Source organism: Klebsiella huaxiensis (assembly GCF_003261575.2).
GTDB lineage: Bacteria > Pseudomonadota > Gammaproteobacteria > Enterobacterales > Enterobacteriaceae > Klebsiella > Klebsiella huaxiensis.
Window position 1 is genome coordinate 4,873,310 of sequence record NZ_CP036175.1, and the last position, 17,795, is coordinate 4,891,104.

Annotated in this window: 14 protein-coding genes; 5 read left to right on the plus strand and 9 right to left on the minus strand. The window is 54.9% G+C overall.

Annotated elements, in window-relative coordinates:
- Positions 1 to 32 precede the first annotated feature (32 nt).
- Positions 33 to 1,547 (minus strand): dGTPase, encoded by a 1,515-nt coding sequence (gene dgt, locus DA718_RS23330; RefSeq protein WP_112215824.1) that lies wholly within the window; start codon positions 1,545 to 1,547, stop codon positions 33 to 35.
- A gap of 84 nt (positions 1,548 to 1,631) precedes the next feature.
- Here dgt and mtnN point away from each other — a divergent pair, with 84 nt between their 5' ends.
- Genes mtnN through DA718_RS23345 form a run of 3 tightly spaced genes read left to right on the plus strand, consistent with a single transcriptional unit; the run spans position 1,632 to position 3,773 of the window.
- Entirely contained in the window at positions 1,632 to 2,330 is a 699-nt protein-coding gene (gene mtnN, locus DA718_RS23335) for a 5'-methylthioadenosine/S-adenosylhomocysteine nucleosidase (RefSeq protein WP_112215823.1), read from the plus strand.
- The gene (gene btuF, locus DA718_RS23340; protein ID WP_112215822.1) at positions 2,323 to 3,123 is read left to right on the plus strand and encodes a vitamin B12 ABC transporter substrate-binding protein BtuF; all 801 of its coding nucleotides are present in this window, start codon (positions 2,323 to 2,325) and stop codon (positions 3,121 to 3,123) included. The genes mtnN and btuF overlap by 8 nt, the downstream gene beginning before the upstream one ends.
- A gap of 26 nt (positions 3,124 to 3,149) precedes the next feature.
- Positions 3,150 to 3,773 (plus strand): TRIC cation channel family protein, encoded by a 624-nt coding sequence (locus tag DA718_RS23345; RefSeq protein WP_112215821.1) that lies wholly within the window; start codon positions 3,150 to 3,152, stop codon positions 3,771 to 3,773.
- Between the two features lie 97 nt (positions 3,774 to 3,870).
- On the opposite strand, the gene erpA is transcribed toward DA718_RS23345, so the two are convergent.
- Positions 3,871 to 4,215, minus strand: coding sequence for an iron-sulfur cluster insertion protein ErpA (gene erpA, locus DA718_RS23350; protein ID WP_110272482.1), 345 nt, complete (start codon positions 4,213 to 4,215; stop codon positions 3,871 to 3,873).
- A gap of 81 nt (positions 4,216 to 4,296) precedes the next feature.
- Positions 4,297 to 5,715 carry a H(+)/Cl(-) exchange transporter ClcA gene (gene clcA, locus DA718_RS23355; RefSeq protein WP_112215820.1) on the minus strand — a complete coding sequence of 473 codons (1,419 nt, stop codon included), beginning with the start codon at positions 5,713 to 5,715 and terminating at the stop codon, positions 4,297 to 4,299.
- 181 nt (positions 5,716 to 5,896) lie between these two features.
- Here clcA and hemL point away from each other — a divergent pair, with 181 nt between their 5' ends.
- On the plus strand, positions 5,897 to 7,177 hold the full coding sequence (gene hemL / locus DA718_RS23360) for a glutamate-1-semialdehyde 2,1-aminomutase (protein ID WP_112215819.1): 1,281 nt from the start codon (positions 5,897 to 5,899) through the stop codon (positions 7,175 to 7,177).
- 325 nt (positions 7,178 to 7,502) lie between these two features.
- Here hemL and fhuB read toward each other — a convergent pair whose 3' ends face one another.
- The 5 genes from fhuB to mrcB all read right to left on the minus strand — a co-directional run bounded on the left by fhuB (position 7,503) and on the right by mrcB (position 16,214).
- On the minus strand, positions 7,503 to 9,485 hold the full coding sequence (gene fhuB / locus DA718_RS23365) for a Fe(3+)-hydroxamate ABC transporter permease FhuB (protein WP_112215818.1): 1,983 nt from the start codon (positions 9,483 to 9,485) through the stop codon (positions 7,503 to 7,505).
- Complete coding sequence (gene fhuD / locus DA718_RS23370; protein ID WP_112215817.1) at positions 9,482 to 10,372, minus strand: Fe(3+)-hydroxamate ABC transporter substrate-binding protein FhuD; 891 nt, start codon at positions 10,370 to 10,372, stop codon at positions 9,482 to 9,484. Before fhuD ends, fhuB begins: the two co-directional genes overlap by 4 nt.
- On the minus strand, positions 10,372 to 11,169 hold the full coding sequence (gene fhuC, locus DA718_RS23375; RefSeq protein WP_112215816.1) for a Fe3+-hydroxamate ABC transporter ATP-binding protein FhuC: 798 nt from the start codon (positions 11,167 to 11,169) through the stop codon (positions 10,372 to 10,374). Before fhuC ends, fhuD begins: the two co-directional genes overlap by 1 nt.
- A 45-nt stretch (positions 11,170 to 11,214) precedes the next feature.
- Complete coding sequence (gene fhuA / locus DA718_RS23380) at positions 11,215 to 13,389, minus strand: ferrichrome porin FhuA (protein WP_112215815.1); 2,175 nt, start codon at positions 13,387 to 13,389, stop codon at positions 11,215 to 11,217.
- A gap of 269 nt (positions 13,390 to 13,658) precedes the next feature.
- The gene (gene mrcB, locus DA718_RS23385; protein ID WP_112215814.1) at positions 13,659 to 16,214 is read right to left on the minus strand and encodes a bifunctional glycosyl transferase/transpeptidase; all 2,556 of its coding nucleotides are present in this window, start codon (positions 16,212 to 16,214) and stop codon (positions 13,659 to 13,661) included.
- A gap of 583 nt (positions 16,215 to 16,797) precedes the next feature.
- Between mrcB and pulS the strand changes: the two genes are divergently transcribed.
- Positions 16,798 to 17,172, plus strand: a complete 375-nt coding sequence (pulS, locus tag DA718_RS23390; RefSeq protein WP_112215813.1) for a GspS family T2SS pilot lipoprotein variant PulS — start codon at positions 16,798 to 16,800, stop codon at positions 17,170 to 17,172.
- A 29-nt stretch (positions 17,173 to 17,201) separates the two neighbouring features.
- On the opposite strand, the gene gspB is transcribed toward pulS, so the two are convergent.
- Positions 17,202 to 17,741, minus strand: coding sequence for a type II secretion system assembly factor GspB (gspB, locus tag DA718_RS23395; protein ID WP_112215812.1), 540 nt, complete (start codon positions 17,739 to 17,741; stop codon positions 17,202 to 17,204).
- Positions 17,742 to 17,795 lie beyond the last annotated feature (54 nt).

A 17,795-nucleotide genomic window follows, 5' to 3' on the forward strand; every position in this document is an offset into this window, starting at 1 on the left:
AAATTTATTGTTCGTCTTTACAAAACTCATGCTTATTCAACGGCCATCAATCGCCGATATTCATCCCATGCATACAAGTCCGTCATCCCGCTGATATAGTCCTGAATGAGACGACAGCGATAATAATATTCCCATAGCGGAAATTCAGCGCTATCGCGCGGGATCTTATTTACGGCTTCTACGTAAGCCAGACGATGGCGTGTCGAAAGTTTCTGGAACAGGCGTGAAGCGATCGGTAAACTTCGCACCCGCTCTTTTTCCACCAACAGACTAAACTCATCCAGCGATAATTTTAACAACGGCTGGTAGATATCCAACAGGCCGCTAATAACACGATAACCTTGCAATTCCAGCTGCTCAACATCTGGATGGCTAAATACATGTTTTACCGCAACATTTTTATAAAGCTCAAGCAACTGGCTGCAATCACTTTCGTCTTCAAGCAGCGCGTGATTAAAATCACCGGTAAAGATCCTTGGCAAATTATCAATAAAGCGACGCGCCGCATACGGTACCAGCTTATTCAGCGTATTGACCCGTAAATACATAAAGAACTGATCTTCAGTACTTCGGCTAAGAGAATTCGCACGAGATTTATCCCAGGCATTTTCAACAACCATGTTAAACAAAGAGCCTTTTTCGTGCTTCCCCCAGGCTTCGTAAAGATGCTGATAAAGCTGCTCCACGCTGAAAATACGTTTTTCTACCGCATCCTCAAGGTCGGCAACGCAATACGAGATGTCATCTGCGGCTTCCATAATCCACGTTAATGGGAACCGATTGTAAGGGGCCAGATCCAGTTCTTTACGCAACCTCGCAACATAGCCCTCTTCGGCTAAATAATAACCAGGTTTCTTCATTAAATAACTGTGGCTGGCAGGCGGCTCGCCTCGCCACCACGCCGGACGGGTATATTTAAGTATACAGCCCACCTGCGCCCAGGTCAGATTCATCCGCATCAGGGTATGCACTAAACGAATTCCCTGCGCATTTCCTTCAAACCAGCACAAATCCTGGCGAACCTTGCGGCGTAGCGCATTTAATTGGCTATCCCCCTCCTGCAAACGCAGCGCTTCGACCACGCAACGGTCTTCGGTTAGGGGCTGGCTGGCGGCATCGCCAGGAAACAGCCGCTGGCTGAACCAGTCGTTGATTGCCGCTTCGCCAAAATGGCCAAACGGCGGATTGCCGATGTCGTGCATCAAGCACGCCATCTCGACGATACTTTCAAATGGACCGGTTAGCTCATCCAGCCCATAGTTCTCCAGCAACTTCTGTTCTTTCAGACGGCTTAGCACTTCTTTAGCGATATAGCGGCCAACCTGCTGAACTTCAAGAGAGTGGGTCAGACGGGTGCGCACCGCCGCGTTACGCTCCAGCGGGAAGACCTGAGTTTTTTGCTGCAATCGGCGGATCGCCGGCGAGTTAACAATACGCCCGCGATCGCTTTCGAAAATGCGCAGGATTTCATGTTCCGTCTCAACCCCTTGCGGTGAACGATAGCGGCGACGCCAGTTAATCTTGTTGCGAAAATCGATCTTTGCCATGGCCTTCCCCGTGCGAGCAATAACGTTTCCTTCTAAGCGCATGATAGACTATGCCGCTAAAACCCACACATCGCGAGTAAATCTATGAAAATCGGCATTATTGGCGCTATGGAAGAAGAAGTAACCCTTCTGCGCGACAAAATCGACAACCGCCAGACCATCACTATCGGCGGTAGCGAAATCTATACCGGACAACTTCAAGGTACCGACGTCGCTCTGTTGAAGTCGGGTATTGGTAAAGTGGCCGCCGCCATGGGCGCAACCCTGCTGATGGAGCACTGCAAGCCGGATGTCATTATTAACACCGGTTCGGCGGGCGGGCTGGCATCTACCCTGAAGGTTGGCGATATCGTTGTTTCTGACGAAGCGCGCTACCACGATGCTGACGTCACCGCATTCGGTTATGAATATGGCCAGCTTCCGGGCTGCCCTGCCGGTTTTAAAGCTGATGAAAAACTCATTGCCGCTGCGGAAACCTGCATCAAAGCGCTGGATCTTAACGCAGTACGCGGTCTCATTGTCAGCGGCGATGCCTTTATCAACGGTTCCGTCGGCCTGGCGAAAATCCGTCAGAACTTCCCGCAGGCCGTGGCGGTCGAGATGGAAGCAACAGCCATCGCGCACGTCTGCCACAGCTACGGCGTGCCGTTTGTTGTCGTTCGCGCCATTTCCGATGTTGCCGACCAGCAGTCCCATCTGAGCTTTGACGAGTTTCTCGCCGTTGCCGCTAAGCAGTCCACCCTGATGGTGGAAAACCTGGTGCAGCATCTGGCTCGTGGCTAAGTCGCTCAAAAAGGCGCTTGCCGCCCTACTGCTGCTCGCCCCGGCGTGGCTTTTCGCCGCGCCGCGGGTGGTCACGCTCTCGCCAGCCAACACAGAGCTAGCTTTTGCCGCCGGTATTACGCCAGTTGGCGTCAGCAGCTATTCCGATTACCCGCCAGAAGCCGCAAAAATAGAGCAGGTATCCAGTTGGCAAGGGATGAATCTGGAGCGCATCGTCGCTCTCAAACCCGATGTGGTATTGGCGTGGCGCGGTGGAAACGCTGAGCGCCAGGTTAACCAGCTAAGCTCGCTTGGTATTAAAGTTATCTGGGTTGAAACGTCTACCATCGAAGATATCATCAACACGCTTCGCCAGCTGGCGCAATGGAGCCCACAACCGGAAAAGGCACGGCAGGCGGCCCAAAAGATGCAGGATGATTATCAGACGCTGAAAGCCCGCTATGCCAGCGCGCCAAAAAAGCGCGTCTTTTTACAGTTTGGCGCTAACCCGCTCTTTACCAGCAGCAAAGGATCGATTCAGGATCAGGTTTTGACGCTATGCGGAGGGGAAAATATCTTTGCCGCCAGCCGGGTTCCCTGGCCGCAGGTCAGCCGTGAGCAGGTGCTGGCAAGACAGCCGCAGGCCATTGTTGTCACCGGAAATGTCAGCGAACTTCCCGCCGTTGCCCGTTACTGGCAGAATCAGCTAAAAATTTCGCTCATTGCGCTACATGGCGACTGGTTTGAACGTGCGAGCCCACGTATTATCCTCGCCGCAAAACAACTCTGTACTGCACTCGAGCAGGTAAAATAATTACCTGATAACCCAGGGAACTGACGATGCTTGTCTATTGGCTGGATATTATTGGCACCGCCGTGTTCGCTATCTCTGGCGTCCTGCTGGCTGGAAAGCTGCGCATGGACCCTTTCGGCGTACTGGTATTAGGCGTAGTCACCGCGGTGGGCGGCGGGACTATTCGCGATATGGCTCTAGCTAACGGCCCGGTATTTTGGGTGAAAGATCCTACCGACCTGGTGGTGGCGATGGTGACCAGCATGCTCACTATCCTGCTGGTGCGTCAGCCACGTCGGTTACCCAAATGGGTGCTGCCGGTACTGGACGCCGTCGGTCTGGCGGTATTTGTCGGTATTGGGGTGAATAAAGCGTTTCTTGCCCATAGCGGGCCGCTGGTCGCCGTCTGTATGGGCGTTGTCACCGGCGTTGGTGGGGGGATTATCCGCGATGTGCTGGCGCGCGAAATACCGATGATCCTGCGCACGGAAATCTACGCAACGGCCTGCATTGCCGGCGGTATTGTGCACGCGACGGCGTATTATACTTTCCACGTTCCGTTAGAAAATGCAGCAATGATAGGGATGGTCGTCACGCTGGTGATTCGCCTGGCGGCAATTCGCTGGCACCTGAAGCTGCCAACATTTGCGCTTGATGAGAACGGGCGGTAATAAAAGCAAAACGGTAACCTTAACGTTACCGTTTTTAGTGTTTGCTCCCTCTCCCTGTGGAAGAGGGCTGGGGTGAGGGCACCCGGCCGCACGATCTTTAGACGCTGAACGAGGACCCGCAGCCACAGGTGCTTTTCGCGTTCGGATTGGTCACGATAAAGCGTGAACCTTCCAGGCCTTCAGTATAATCGACAGCCCCGCCGACCAGATACTGCAGGCTCATTGGGTCAACCACCAGGCCGACACCCTGCTTCTCGATAGTCATGTCCCCATCGTTTACCTGATCGTCAAAAGTAAAACCGTACTGGAAACCGCTGCAGCCACCGCCGGTGATATATACACGCAGTTTCAGGTTCGGATTATCTTCATCCGCAATCAGGTCTTTTACTTTAATCGCTGCAGCTTCGGTAAATTCCAGCGGCAACGCTACGTCATCACTCATTTTATGCTCCCATTGATACTTCTGACCGGTTAAAGAATAACCCGACCTTTTGAGCCATTATCCAATACCCGAGTAAATCGTTCAAGTATTCTCCCCGCCAACCGGCTGTGCCTTTGCCGCCCGCTCGGCTTCCTGTTTCGCCAGGGTGCGCTGCAGGATTGTCGAGTATAAAGGCTTGCCGCCAAGGAATTGTGCTAATAGTGTTGCGCCCAGGCAGGTAATAATCATTGGCAAAATGAGCTGATAGTTATCGGTCATCTCCAGCACCAGCACGATGCCGGTCAACGGCGCACGAACCGAGGCGGCGAGGAGTGCGCCCATACCAGCAATGGCAAACGTCCCTGCATCCAGATGATACGCCGGAAACAGCGGCGTTGCCGCCATGCCGAAGGCCGTTCCCAGCAATGTTCCCAGCGCCAGCATCGGTGCAAAGATACCGCCGGGCGCGCCGGAAGAGAAGCAGAGTAGCGTGGTAATCACCCGGGCGATAAAAATAAACAGTAGCAGGCCAACGGAAAAGTTGCCCGCAGCAGCGATGGGAATCAGGTTAAATCCACCACCCGCCGCCGTTGGCTGAATCAGCCCAAGCACACCGCAGCTGCCGCCGATTAATCCGCCAATCAATACCCACTTTTTGATATTTCCACCATGAATACGCTGGAACATATCCTGGGTACGCAACACCAAAGTGTTAAATAGCGGGCCGATACAGCCGAAAATCATCCCCAGCACCAAATATAACCACAGCGTGTTAACCGGCGCATTGCTCAGCTTGCCAACCTCGATAACCGCATGATCGCCATTAAAAATACGAAAGACAATCGTCGACATAATCACGCCGGTAAACACGGCTTTAATGGAGATCAGGTTGTAGCGAAACTGCGGACGCATCTCTTCAATAATAAACAAGATACCGGCGAGCGGCGCGTTAAACGCGGCGGAAAGTCCTGCGGCTGCACCGGTCGCCAGTAGCGTATGGCGCGCTTCCGGACTGCGCAGGCGGAACACATCCACCACCATGCGTCCAAGGTTGCCCCCAAGCTGCACCATCGGCCCTTCACGCCCCAGCACCATGCCAGCTCCCAGCGTCCCCATCCCGCCGATAAACTTCACTGGCAGCACGCGCCACCAGCGCACGGGGCGCAGCTCTTCTAATGCGCCTTCTATTTCCGGGATCCCCGAGCCGCCCGCTTCCGGCGCAAAACGACGCACGAGGAAATAGCCCACCATCGCCAGCAGCGCAGAGCAAATAAAAGCCAGCGGCCAGACCAAAAACCAGTGGTCCGCCACCGCAACCAGCGCGCCAATGCGCAGGTTTTGTACCCAGTTGACGCTTTTCTCAAACGCGACGCCTACCAGCCCTGCCAGCGTCCCGACAACGGCCGCCATCAATAAGACCGCCAGCGGCGTTTTATCACGCTGAATCAACCGACGCACGGCATCACCGCGGCGAACACGTACGAACTGATGTGCTGAAGAAGAGGGATTTTCTGCTTTCATGCCATTATCAATTATTGGTAATACAAATGGAAAGATGGGCATTCTAGCCAACCGGACAGGCCCCGTCGTCAAAAAAAATGCGCCGTGACTACATTGTTTCAATTGGGCAAAACTTTCATAACCTTCCTGGAATAACTTAGAATAGCCGACAAAACATTTTTCACGAACCAGGAACCCGGCAATGAGCAAATCTGAAAACCTGTATAACGCTGCGCGTGAACTTATCCCCGGCGGCGTGAACTCTCCGGTACGTGCCTTCACCGGCGTGGGTGGCACACCGCTGTTTATTGAGCGCGCCGACGGCGCATACCTCTACGACGTCGATGGTAAAGCGTATATCGATTATGTTGGTTCCTGGGGCCCAATGGTACTCGGCCACAATCACCCGGCAATCCGCAACGCGGTGATTGAAGCAGCGGAACGCGGCCTGAGTTTCGGCGCGCCGACGGAAATGGAAGTCAAAATGGCGGCGCTGGTCACTGAACTGGTCCCGACCATGGATATGGTCCGCATGGTGAACTCCGGTACCGAAGCGACCATGAGCGCCATTCGCCTGGCGCGCGGCTTTACCGGTCGCGACAAAATCATCAAATTCGAAGGCTGCTACCACGGCCACGCCGACTGCCTGCTGGTTAAAGCCGGTTCAGGCGCGCTGACTCTCGGCCAGCCGAACTCTCCTGGCGTCCCGGCTGATTTCGCCAAACACACCCTGACCTGCACCTATAACGATCTCGCATCTGTGCGCGCCGCGTTCGAACAGTATCCGCAGGATATCGCCTGCATCATCGTTGAGCCGGTCGCCGGTAACATGAACTGCATTCCGCCGCAGCCTGAATTCCTGCCTGGCCTGCGCGCGCTGTGCGATGAGTTCGGCGCACTGCTGATTATCGATGAAGTGATGACCGGCTTCCGCGTGGCGTTGGCCGGCGCGCAGGATTACTACGATGTGGTACCGGATCTGACCTGCCTGGGCAAAATCATCGGCGGCGGCATGCCGGTTGGCGCGTTCGGCGGCCGTCGCGAAGTAATGGATGCGCTCGCCCCGACCGGCCCGGTTTACCAGGCGGGGACGCTCTCCGGTAATCCGATCGCCATGGCGGCGGGCTTCGCCTGCTTAACCGAAGTGGCGCAGCCTGGCGTGCATGAAACCCTGACCGACCTGACCAATCAGCTGGCTCAGGGTCTGCTGGACGCCGCTCGCGATACCGGTATTCCGCTGGTAGTGAATAACGTCGGCGGCATGTTCGGCATTTTCTTTACCGATGCGCCAACCGTGACCTGCTATCAGGACGTGGTGAAGTGCGACGTGGAGCGCTTTAAGCGCTTCTTCCACCTGATGCTGGAGGAAGGCATTTACCTGGCGCCATCAGCGTTTGAAGCGGGTTTTATGTCTGTCGCCCACAGTGAAGAAGATATCGATAACACCATCGCCGCAGCGCGTAACGCCTTCGCGAAGCTGTAACCCTGATTGCCGGGACTGCCCAGTCCCGGCAATGCCTCTGCCATCTTGAAGCAAACCTCAGTTTGCGTGGGTTCACGCATAACAATCTGCAAGCGCGATCGCTTCGAAAGATCAGACGGCCTATCAAATTGCTGACAAAGTTCGTCTTGTGGAATTGCCCGGTGGCGGCTAGCGCCTTACCGGGCCTACGATTCGTTTATAACCTTATGATACTGATGGTTTTGTAGGTCGGGTAAGGCGTCAGCCGCCACCCGACAAGAATACGGCACCTTATCTAAACCACGTTTGTCGGTTGTTGATCAGATGGCATCGCGATGCCGAAAAGTTACCGGCTCTGCTTTCTTAACAGATAGATAAAATACGGTGCGCCGATAAAGGTCGACAGCAGTCCCGCCGGGATCTGGTAAGGGAACATCATCATTCGGCCACACCAGTCGGCGAACACCAGCAGCACCCCACCAATCAGCCCGGATATCACCATATGCGGCATCGTCCGCCGAAACCCCATCATGCGAGCAATATGCGGTGCCATTAGCCCCACAAAGCTCAATGGACCAATGGTTAACGTCGCGGTGGCGGTCAGACATGCTGCCAGCAGCAGTAGCCCAATACGCGACGGCGTCAGCGCCATCCCGACCGCTCTCGCCGCTTCGCCGCCCAACGGCAGAATCGTTAGCCAACGGCGACATAGCGGGGCCAGCGCCAGCAGGATCAGCATCACCATGCCGCTACGCACGACTAACTCTGGCGTCGCACTGTAGGTTGAACCGGAAATCCACGTCAGGATCTGCGCCATTCGCGGATCGCCGCTGGCCTGGAGCATCATCAGCAGCATGGTAAACGCGGTACTCAGCGCCATCCCCGCCAGCAGCATACGATGCGGTGAGAACCCGCCGCGTCCGGCAGCAATCAGGATAACCAGCAGCGTCGCCGCGGCCCCGAGACTACCGGCAGGTAGCAGCCAGCCAAACGCATTGCCCGGCACAAAAAACAGCATCACCACCACGCCGAACGCCGCGCCAGAGCTGATCCCAAGAACTTCCGGACTGGCCATCGGATTACCGGTCAGACGTTGAATGATGCAGCCCGCCACCGCCAGCATCATTCCAGCAAACAGCGCTGCCAGAATACGTGGCCAGCGCCAGGGCATCAGTTGATCCAGTAACGTACTGCTGGCCCAGTGCCAGCCCTGCGCGTCGCGACCAAAAGCCAGCGCAACGATAATGGCCAGCAGCAAAATCACCAGGCCGCCCAGCGCAAACCACAGCACATTTTGCCTTTCAGCCAATACCTTATCGCCACCGTTCATCACCGGTGCGCTAATACTACGCAGGCGAGGCAGCAGCCATAGCAGCAGCGGTGCGCCAATCAGCGCAGTCACCGAGCCAGTGGAAATTTCCATCCATATCCGGGTCAGCCAGAGAATAACCTGATCGGAAATCCACAGCAGCAGCGCGCCAATCAACGCTGCCAGCAGCAAGCGCGATAACAGACGACGAGCGCCCAGCATCTTCGCCAGCAGCGGCGCAAACAGCCCGATAAAGCCGATAATACCTACCGCATTGACCAACAGCGCGCTAATGATAATCGCCAGCGTCAACGCCCCCAGCCGCGCCAGCGAGAGCGCCAGTCCGAGGTTGCGCGCCACGCCGTCATCCAGCCCCATCAAGGTCAGCGGACGTAGCAGCAGCAGGGTCAAAATCGCCCCACCGAGCAACTGCGGCCACAGCCGCTGCACCACGCTCCAGTCGGTCTGCGTCAGGGTACCAGTGCTCCACAGGAACATACTTTGCAGCTGATCGTGATGGAAAATCGCCATCAGCTGGTTGAGCGCGCCGCAGTAGAGACTCACCACCAGACCTGCCAGAATCAGCGTTACCGGCGAAAGGCGTTTGCCCCAGGAGACGCCAAATACCAGCGCACCGACCAGACACGCCCCGGCCAGCGCGGCAAACTGCGAAGCCAACACGCCAGGGATCGCCCACAGCGTGGTGACCGTCATCCCTAGCTGCGCGCCGGTCGCCACGCCAAGCGTTGTCGGCTCCGCCAGCGGATTACGCAGCACCTGCTGAAACAGCACGCCCACCAGCCCCAGCCCGGCACCGACCAGCAGCGATATCGCCAGCCGCGGCAGCAGGCTGTAGTGAAACAGCATCTGGGAAATATTATCGATATCCGGCAGCCAGAGCGCCTGCCCCCACTCGTTTCGCGGCAGCGCCACGCTGAGGTTGAACAGCGTTAGCGTAAAAGCGGCGATCAGCAAAACAGAGAGCAACAATACCGCCAACGGAGAAATTCGCTGCCTCATGCCGGGACTCCCTGCGCATCGACCAGCACGCGAGCAAAATACATCGCCGATAGCGTCGCGCCATAGAACCATACCGCAGGGACGCGATGAAAACGCCCAGAGCGAACAAAAGGCATCGCTCGCCATAGCGGCGTCGCCATTAATTGCGCCATTTCCCGCTCGTTACCATGATCGAAACAGAGGACATCGGCATCTTTATAGGCCGCCAGCCGGTCGATCCCGACAGTGACGCTGCCCCAAAAGGTGGTTTCACCCTGCCAGGCGTTTTTGATATCAAAGCGATCGAGCACTTCCTGGAACAGGCAGTTTTGCGCAAAGACTAGCACGTGACGGGTATCAAGCAGGGTAATCATCAGCAGAGGGCGATCGCCACGCCGGGCAAAGCGCGGCCGCAGGCTTTCCATCAGCGCGTCAAACTCCGCCAGATGGCGCTTCGCCTCCTGTTGCTTGCCAATCAGTTCAGCCATTTCATTGAGCGACTGTTGCGCCATCATCAGCGGACGCTTGCCGTCGCTGAAAGTGAATCCTCGCCCGGGCGCAATGCGCGCCAGCTTTTCCGACGAGGGGCCGTATCCTGCCGACCAGACCAGAAACGACGGCTTCATTTGGGTCAACAGCTCCAGATTCGGCTCGGTGCGCAGTCCAACATCAATTACCGATGGCGGCAGCGCAGGTTCGTTAACCCATAGCCTGTAGTTCGGGATATCGGCGACACCATACGGCGTGACGCCCAGCGCCAGCAGCAGCTCGACCGGCAGCCACTCCAGAGCGACAATACGCTGCGGGTCAACTTCCGCCGCCCGCGCGCCACGCATCTGCCACAGCAGCGGCGAGAGCGCCATCGCGGTCAGCAGACGCCGCCGCGTAATTAGATTCAGTTTTTCCATTAATAGACAAAACTTACCGGCGCAGCGCCAGCCGGATGCGGCAGGATCCCCATCGGGATACCGTAAATTTGTTCAAGGGTTTCACTACGCATCAGTTCCGCAGGCGTTCCCTGAGCAATCATTTCACCACCGCGCAGGGCCACCAGATAGTCGCAGTAACGGGCAGCCATATTGATATCATGCAGGACGGCAATAACCGTCAGCCCGCGCTGCTGGCTAAGACGGTGAACCAGTGCCAGAACATCCACCTGGTGGGCAATATCCAGCGCCGAGGTCGGCTCGTCGAGCAGCAAGCAGCGGCTATCCTGGGCTACCAGCATGGCAATCCACGCGCGCTGACGTTCGCCGCCGGAGAGGCTATCCACCAGCCGATGGGCCAATGGTTTCAGGCCAACCAGCGCAATCGCCTCTTCGACCTTTTCCCGATCCGCCGCGCCAAAACGCCCCAGCGCCCCGTGCCACGGATAGCGGCCGATAGCCACCAGTTCGCGCACCGTCATGCCTTCCGCTGGCGGTAATTGCTGCGGCAGATAGGCCACTTTGCGAGCAAATGCTTTGCTGCTCCAGCTATCGAGCGGCTGGCCGTCAAGCAGAACATCGCCTTCCGAGGGCGGCTGATGGCGACCCAGCATTTTTAGCAGTGTCGATTTGCCGGAGCCGTTATGGCCAATCAGGCCAGTCACTTTTCCCGCAGGGAAGGTTAATGAGAGAGGATGCAATAGCGTGCGACCGGGCACGCGGAAGGTCACGCGGTCCAGCGAAAACGTAGTATCAGAGTGCGGAGTGTTTTCCTGCATAACGGGACCCGGTAAGAGGCGCGGCGAACCACGCCCATTAAGTGGTTAGAAACGGAAAGTTGCGGTCGCCACGACCTGACGCTCTGCGCCCCAGAAGCAGCCATAGGTATCAAAGCAGCTGGCAACGTATTTACGGTCAAACAGGTTAGTAACGTTAACCGCAACGCTAGAACCTGCCATACCCAGGCGTGCGAGATCGTATTTAACGACTGCATCCATCACGGTTGAGCTACTCACTTTGAAAGTATTTGCCGGATCACCATAGCTAGAACCAACATAACGACCACCGCTTCCCAGCGTTAACCCAGACAGAGGGCCTTCATAGAAGGTGTAATCCCCCCACAGAGAGGCCATATCTTTTGGTACTTGAACAGGCGTTTTACCTTTAAGCGTTGTGTCTTCTGTATATTCCGCATCGGTATACGTATAAGACGCTGTCAGGTTAATGTTCGCATTCACCGCGGCTTTTGCTTCTAATTCAACGCCACGAGAACGTATTTTACCTGCCGGAACCTGCGCATACGGATTAAGCGGATCGGTGGTCAGGTTATTCGTTTTCGTCAGCTCATATACCGCAGCAGTCACGACAACAGGCAGATCTTTTGGCACATATTTCACGCCTGCTTCATATTGCTTACCTTTCGATGGTGCGTAAGCAACGTTGTCAGCAGGCGTAGCTGCCCATGCTTTAGAAGGGTTCGGCTCGAAAGATTCGCTGTAGCTGAAGTATGGCGTAATACCATTGTCAAAGAGATAGTTAAGCCCACCACGCCAGGTGAACTGTCCATCGTTACGTTCAACTTTCTGATTGCTGGAACGAATAGTGGTTGCCTGCTGAGACCAGTCATAGCGTCCTCCCAGCGTCGCAACCCATTTTTCCCATTCCAGTTGATCCTGTACATACACGCCGGTTTGATGCTGCGTGTTGAGCTGGAACGGCTTCGCATCCGGGAAATCAACATCCTCATAAACCGGGTTATTCATATCTAACGTCGGCGCACTTCCGTAGGCGTTGTCGATATCATTTCGCAAACGTGAATAGTCGATACCCGTCAGCAGAGTGTGCCCAACACCCCCTGTCGCAAACTTGCTTTCCAGTTGGGTATCCACGCCAAAATCATTATAACGTTCATCGGCGACAATAATTTGACGGGTCAGTTGATTACCAACTGCACCGAAGCCATACACGCTCTGTTGGGATGTTTTGATTTGGCTATAACGTAAATTTTGGCGCACTGTGAAGGTATCATCAAAACTGTGTTCAAAGCTGTAACCGACCATCCGCTCATAGCGCGAATAGGTATTGTTTGGCGCGTAATCTGTAAAGCTCACAGGCAAGCGGGAACCATCAGGTAACGGCTCTACCGTACCTTCTTTCGGCAGCCAGCCGTAATAACCTGTTGATGGTTCATTCTGAATGTTTGCGCGCAGAGTCAGGCTGGTTCTGTCATCAGGCTTCCAGCTAAACACTGGAGCAATGGCATAGCGCTTCTGTTTCGAAAAATCTTGTTGTTCGTCATTAGAACGCGCCAGCCCCGTCAGACGGTAGGAATAGACACCATCATCATCCAGGGAATCGCTGAAATCAAAACCGGTCTGAAACAAATTATCCGAACCCATTTTGAATTGAATTTCTTTTAACGGCTCTGCTGTTGGACTTTTGCTAACCATTGAGATCAGACCACCCGGATTGCTTTTCCCGTAAAGTACAGACGTTGGCCCTCGCATCAGCTCGACACGCTCAAGCATATAAGGATCAACAACGGCAGAGCTGTAGTAATCACCCTGTAGCTTGACGCCATCAAGGTAATTATTCGGTGTTGGGCCTGGCGTGTAGAAGCCACGAATGATAACGAAATCATAAGTGCTGGAAGCGCCACGTGTAGAAACGGCTGCACCTGGAGTATAGGCTAAAGCCTCTTTCACCGACCCTGGCTGATGCATATCCATCTCTTCACGGGTTACAACCGAAACAGACTGTGGAGTCTTTTCAATAGCCGTATCGGTTTTTGTTGCGGTAGCCGAACGTTTTGCCGCGATTGTCGGAGCCGGTCCCCAGGCACTTTCCTGACTGGACGGTGCCGCAACAACGGTAATGGTTTCTTCTTTCGGTTCAACTGCCGCCTGTGCATAGACAGACATGCCGCTAACCGCCGTGGCTACTACGACTGCGATTTTACGCAGCGAGTGGTTTGGCTGAGCAGTTTTTGGACGCGCCATGGGTATATCTCTAATGGAAGTGAATGATAACGTAAACGAGAATTATTATTATAACGGATGACATAATAGGCGAAACGATTGAGGCAAGGCAAGAAATATGCCCCTCATGAGATATCAAAGGCTGAATAAATAACCAGACAGTAATTGTGGGGTTAAATGGCTGTTAATTATTTTACAGATATAAAAAGCCCTCTAATACTGAGGTATTAGAGGGTCTATTTATATTGCAGTAACCTATCCGCAAAATCATTCCAGGATGAAGCGGATAATTACTTGCTGCCGAACATATCCTTAATCCAGCCCGCGACGCCATCGCTACTTTCCTGCTTCGGCGGTTGCTGCTGCTGATTTTGCTGCTGTTGCTGCTGCCCGGACTGATTGAACGGGTTATTCGCCTGCTGCTGTTCGAGCTGCTGCTGTTGCATCTGCTCGCCCTGCTGGCACAGCGCATCCGGCGTGGTCGTCCATACCGGAAGCGAACGCATTCCGCCGCCGCAGACAAAGTTACCGCTGCTATCGATGCCCATATCCACAACGTCTTCCGGCGCGGTCAGCACCAGCGGCGTTGGCGTCTGGTTAGCCAGATAGCGCTGATAAATCGACATTGCGCCGCTGGCTCCGTACAGCTTGGTCGGCTGGTTATTATCGCGACCCACCCAAGTAATGGTCACCTGACCGCCGTCAATACCGGCAAACCAGGTATCAACGTTATTGTTGGTGGTCCCGGTTTTACCCGCCAGATGCAGACCCGGATACTTCGCACCCAGCTGACGACCGGTGCCGCGCTGCACCACCTGCTGCATGGTCCAGAGCGTCATATACGCCGCCTGTGCCGGAACGGCGCGTTCCGCCTGCGGATAGCTCTGATACAGCACGGTACCATCTTCAGCGATAACGGAACGCAACGCTGACAGCTGCGCGCGATTACCGCCGCTGGCAATGGTCTGGAACGCCTGCGCGACCTCAATCGGCGTCAGGTTCAGCGCCCCCAGCAGCATAGACGGAACCGCGTTAAGCTGGTTCTTCGGTGCCCCCAGCTTCGTCCAGGTATCGACCACCGCCGGTAGGCCCAGCGCCATCCCGAGGTTGACCGTCGGCACGTTCATTGAACGGGTCAGGGCGTCAACCAGCATCACTTTACCGCTATCGCTGTAGCGACGATCGTCGTTCTGCGGTGACCAGGTCTGACCGTTAGACAGACGAATCGCGATTGGCGCATCGGCAATCCAGGTATTCAGTCGATACTGGTTCGGCTGGCTCAGCGCAGTCAGATAGGTCGCCGGTTTTGCCAGAGAACCAATCGAACGACGCGCCTGCATCGCGCGGTTATAACCAGCAAACTGCGGCTCCGCCCCGCCAACCATCGCCCGCACCTCACCGGTAAAGCGGTCGACCACAACCATCGCGGTTTCCAGATCCGGCAGCTTACGCTGTTTCTTCAGCGCCGGGATGCCTTCTATCGCCGCTTTTTCCGCTGCATCCTGCGCAACCGAGTCGAAGGTGGTAAAGATCTTCACGCCGGAGAGATCTTTCACTTTATCGCCCAATTTCGCCTGCAGCTCCTGACGCACCATCTGCATAAACGCAGGCTGCGGAGAGATAACCCCGCCGCGCGGCTGTACGCCCAGCGGACGCGCGCTCAGCATGTCATACAGTTCTTGATCGATGATCTGCTGCTGTTGCAGGAGACGCAGCACGAGGTTGCGTCGCTCCAGCGCCAGTTTCGGGTTACGCCACGGGTTATAAACCGACGCACCTTTTACCATTCCCACCAGCAGCGCCTGCTGATCGAGGCTCAGCTCTTCCACCGGGCGGCCAAAGTAATACAGGCTCGCCAGCGGGAAGCCGCGGATTTCGTTATCGCCGCTCTGACCGAGGTACACCTCGTTCATATACAGCTCAAGGATGCGATCCTTGCTGTAACGGGCATCAACGATCAGCGCCATATAGGCTTCATTAATCTTACGCCAGTATGAACGTTCGCTGGAGAGGAACAGGTTCTTCACCAGCTGTTGGGTCAGCGTACTCGCCCCCTGCACCGTACGACCGGCAGTCAGGTTAGCCAGCACCGCACGGCCAATCGAGTAAAGGCTGATACCATCGTGCTCGTAGAAATGGCGGTCTTCGGTCGCCAGCAGCGTATCGACCAGCAGATCCGGGAAGCCGTTACGCTTCACGAACAGGCGCTGTTCACCGTTGGCCGATTGCAGCATGGTGATCAGGCGCGGATCGAGACGGAAGAAACCGAACTGGCGGTTGTTATCCATGTTCTCGATAGTTTCCAGACGATCGCCGTCAAAGCTCAGACGCGCGCGCACCTGGCCTTCTTTACTGTCCGGGAAATCGAACGGACGGCGGATCATCTCAATGCTGTTGGCCTGCACCGTGTATTCGCCCGGGCGCGTCATCGCGCTCACCTGACGATACTGCGTGGCGTTGAGCAGGCGCACCATCTCGTTTTTGCTGATCTGCATATCTGGCTCGAGATTGACCATCCGGCCATAGACTGCGGCGGGCAGATCCCAGACTTTACCGTCAATGCGGCTGCGGATTTTCTGGTCGAGATAGACGCCGTAGGCGGCAATCAAAACCGCACAGACAACGCCAATCTTAATCAGCAGCCACAGCCAGGTGCGTTTACGACGAGGGGGCTTACCGCCTTTGCCTTTTGCTTTCCGCGGCATCGGTTTTTCGTCCTCATAGTCATCATCATCGTAATCGTCGTCGTAGTCCTCTTCCCGAACCCGACGACGAGTTACCTTTTGTTTTGCCGGGCGTGAGGGTCTCCCCTTACGTCCGATCGGCTCGCGGTCATCTCCCGCCATGCTTTTTCTCCGCAACTTACAGGCGTAAAGGCCTGATTCTCAATGTTTCCCCCGACAGGAGGAAGAAGAAATCTCTCAAATTGACGCCTGAATGTCTTCGTTTTCAGGCATCCATTTATGGACTGCGCGACGTCTTATCATGTCGCTCGCATGATTTTCACTTTAAAAATTCACCATATAAATCACATTGTTACACGCTTGATTGGCAGAATAGTTCGGGACACAGCATTTATTGTCCAGGAGACACAGGATAGCACTAAACCGCGACATTCTTAACCAGCATTTTACATGCTCATCGGGTAACAAAAGAGAAATTAGTATGTTTTTTAATAACATAAATAGTTAAGCCTGAACCCATCGCAACAGCAGCTGGCTACCAGCGGAAACGGGGAATCGCAGCAGCAGAAAATATTATTTTAGTCTGGAAAAGAGAGCCATCTCGGCCGAAAGAAAAAGAATTTTAAAAGACCGCAATGATAAAAACGAGAGCCGCATAACATTTATAATTTGGCAGATTTTGTGATGACTCCATACAAATATTTGTTAAACTGTCAGCCAATTAATTTTTTCCGATTAATATATTATGCGCAATTTCGTTATATTTCCGCTTATCGCGTTCGCTCTGCTCTCAGGCTGTCAGCAAAATCGTTCAACAACCCTGAGTCCTGCCGTTAGCAGTCAGGCCCAGCTTGAACAGCTCTCCGCCGTTGCCGCCGGGGCGCGCTATCTGAAGAATAAATGCAACCGCAGCGATCTCCCCGCCGATGACGCAATTAACCGTGCGGCAATAAACACAGGTAAAAAACGCGGATGGGCAAATATTGATGAAAATACGCTAAGCCAGCGCAGCGCGCAGCTATATCAGCAGCTCCAGCAGGACAGTACGCCGGAAGCAACAAAATGCAGTCAATTTAATCGCCAACTCGCGCCATTTATTGATAGTCTGCGCGGAAAATAGCTATTTTCTTAATTCCACTCGCAATATTTTTATTCCCCCTGCGGGCTATCTTCAATCGTTCCCCCCGGCCAGTCATCCAGCGCTGCCAGGGTAAACGTCTTACCGTTAAAGCTAAACACGGTAACATCCTGTTGGATCTGTTCGATAACCAGGTCCGGCAGCGGCGAATCGCCCTCCTTCCATGATTGTCCGTTCAATACAATGCTGCGCTTCTCCGCCAGCGAGGCGTAGACGTGCGCGCTGTAGCGCAAAGGCGGCAGATTATCTTCATCGACCTCAATTGCCGCTTCGGCCTTCATCTCCGGCTCGGCTTTCACTGCCGCCGCGTTTTTTTTTATCGCCGGTTGAATCGAGGTCTGATTCAGCGGCACCAGCGCCGCATGGGCTACCGGCTGCGTCATCAACTGCGGCTCAGGTTTGTTGCGCCATTGCTCACCGCCAAACCAGCCCAGCGCAATCAACAATGCGGCATACAGTGGCACGGTTACATACGGAATTTGCACCATTTTCCCGATCACCACCGGGGGCTCATCAGGTTGAGGAAACGGCTCTTGCTGGCGAACAAGCACTGGCTTTCTCCTTAATAAAGAAACGCCATCCCGGCCTGTGGTTTTCACACCGCA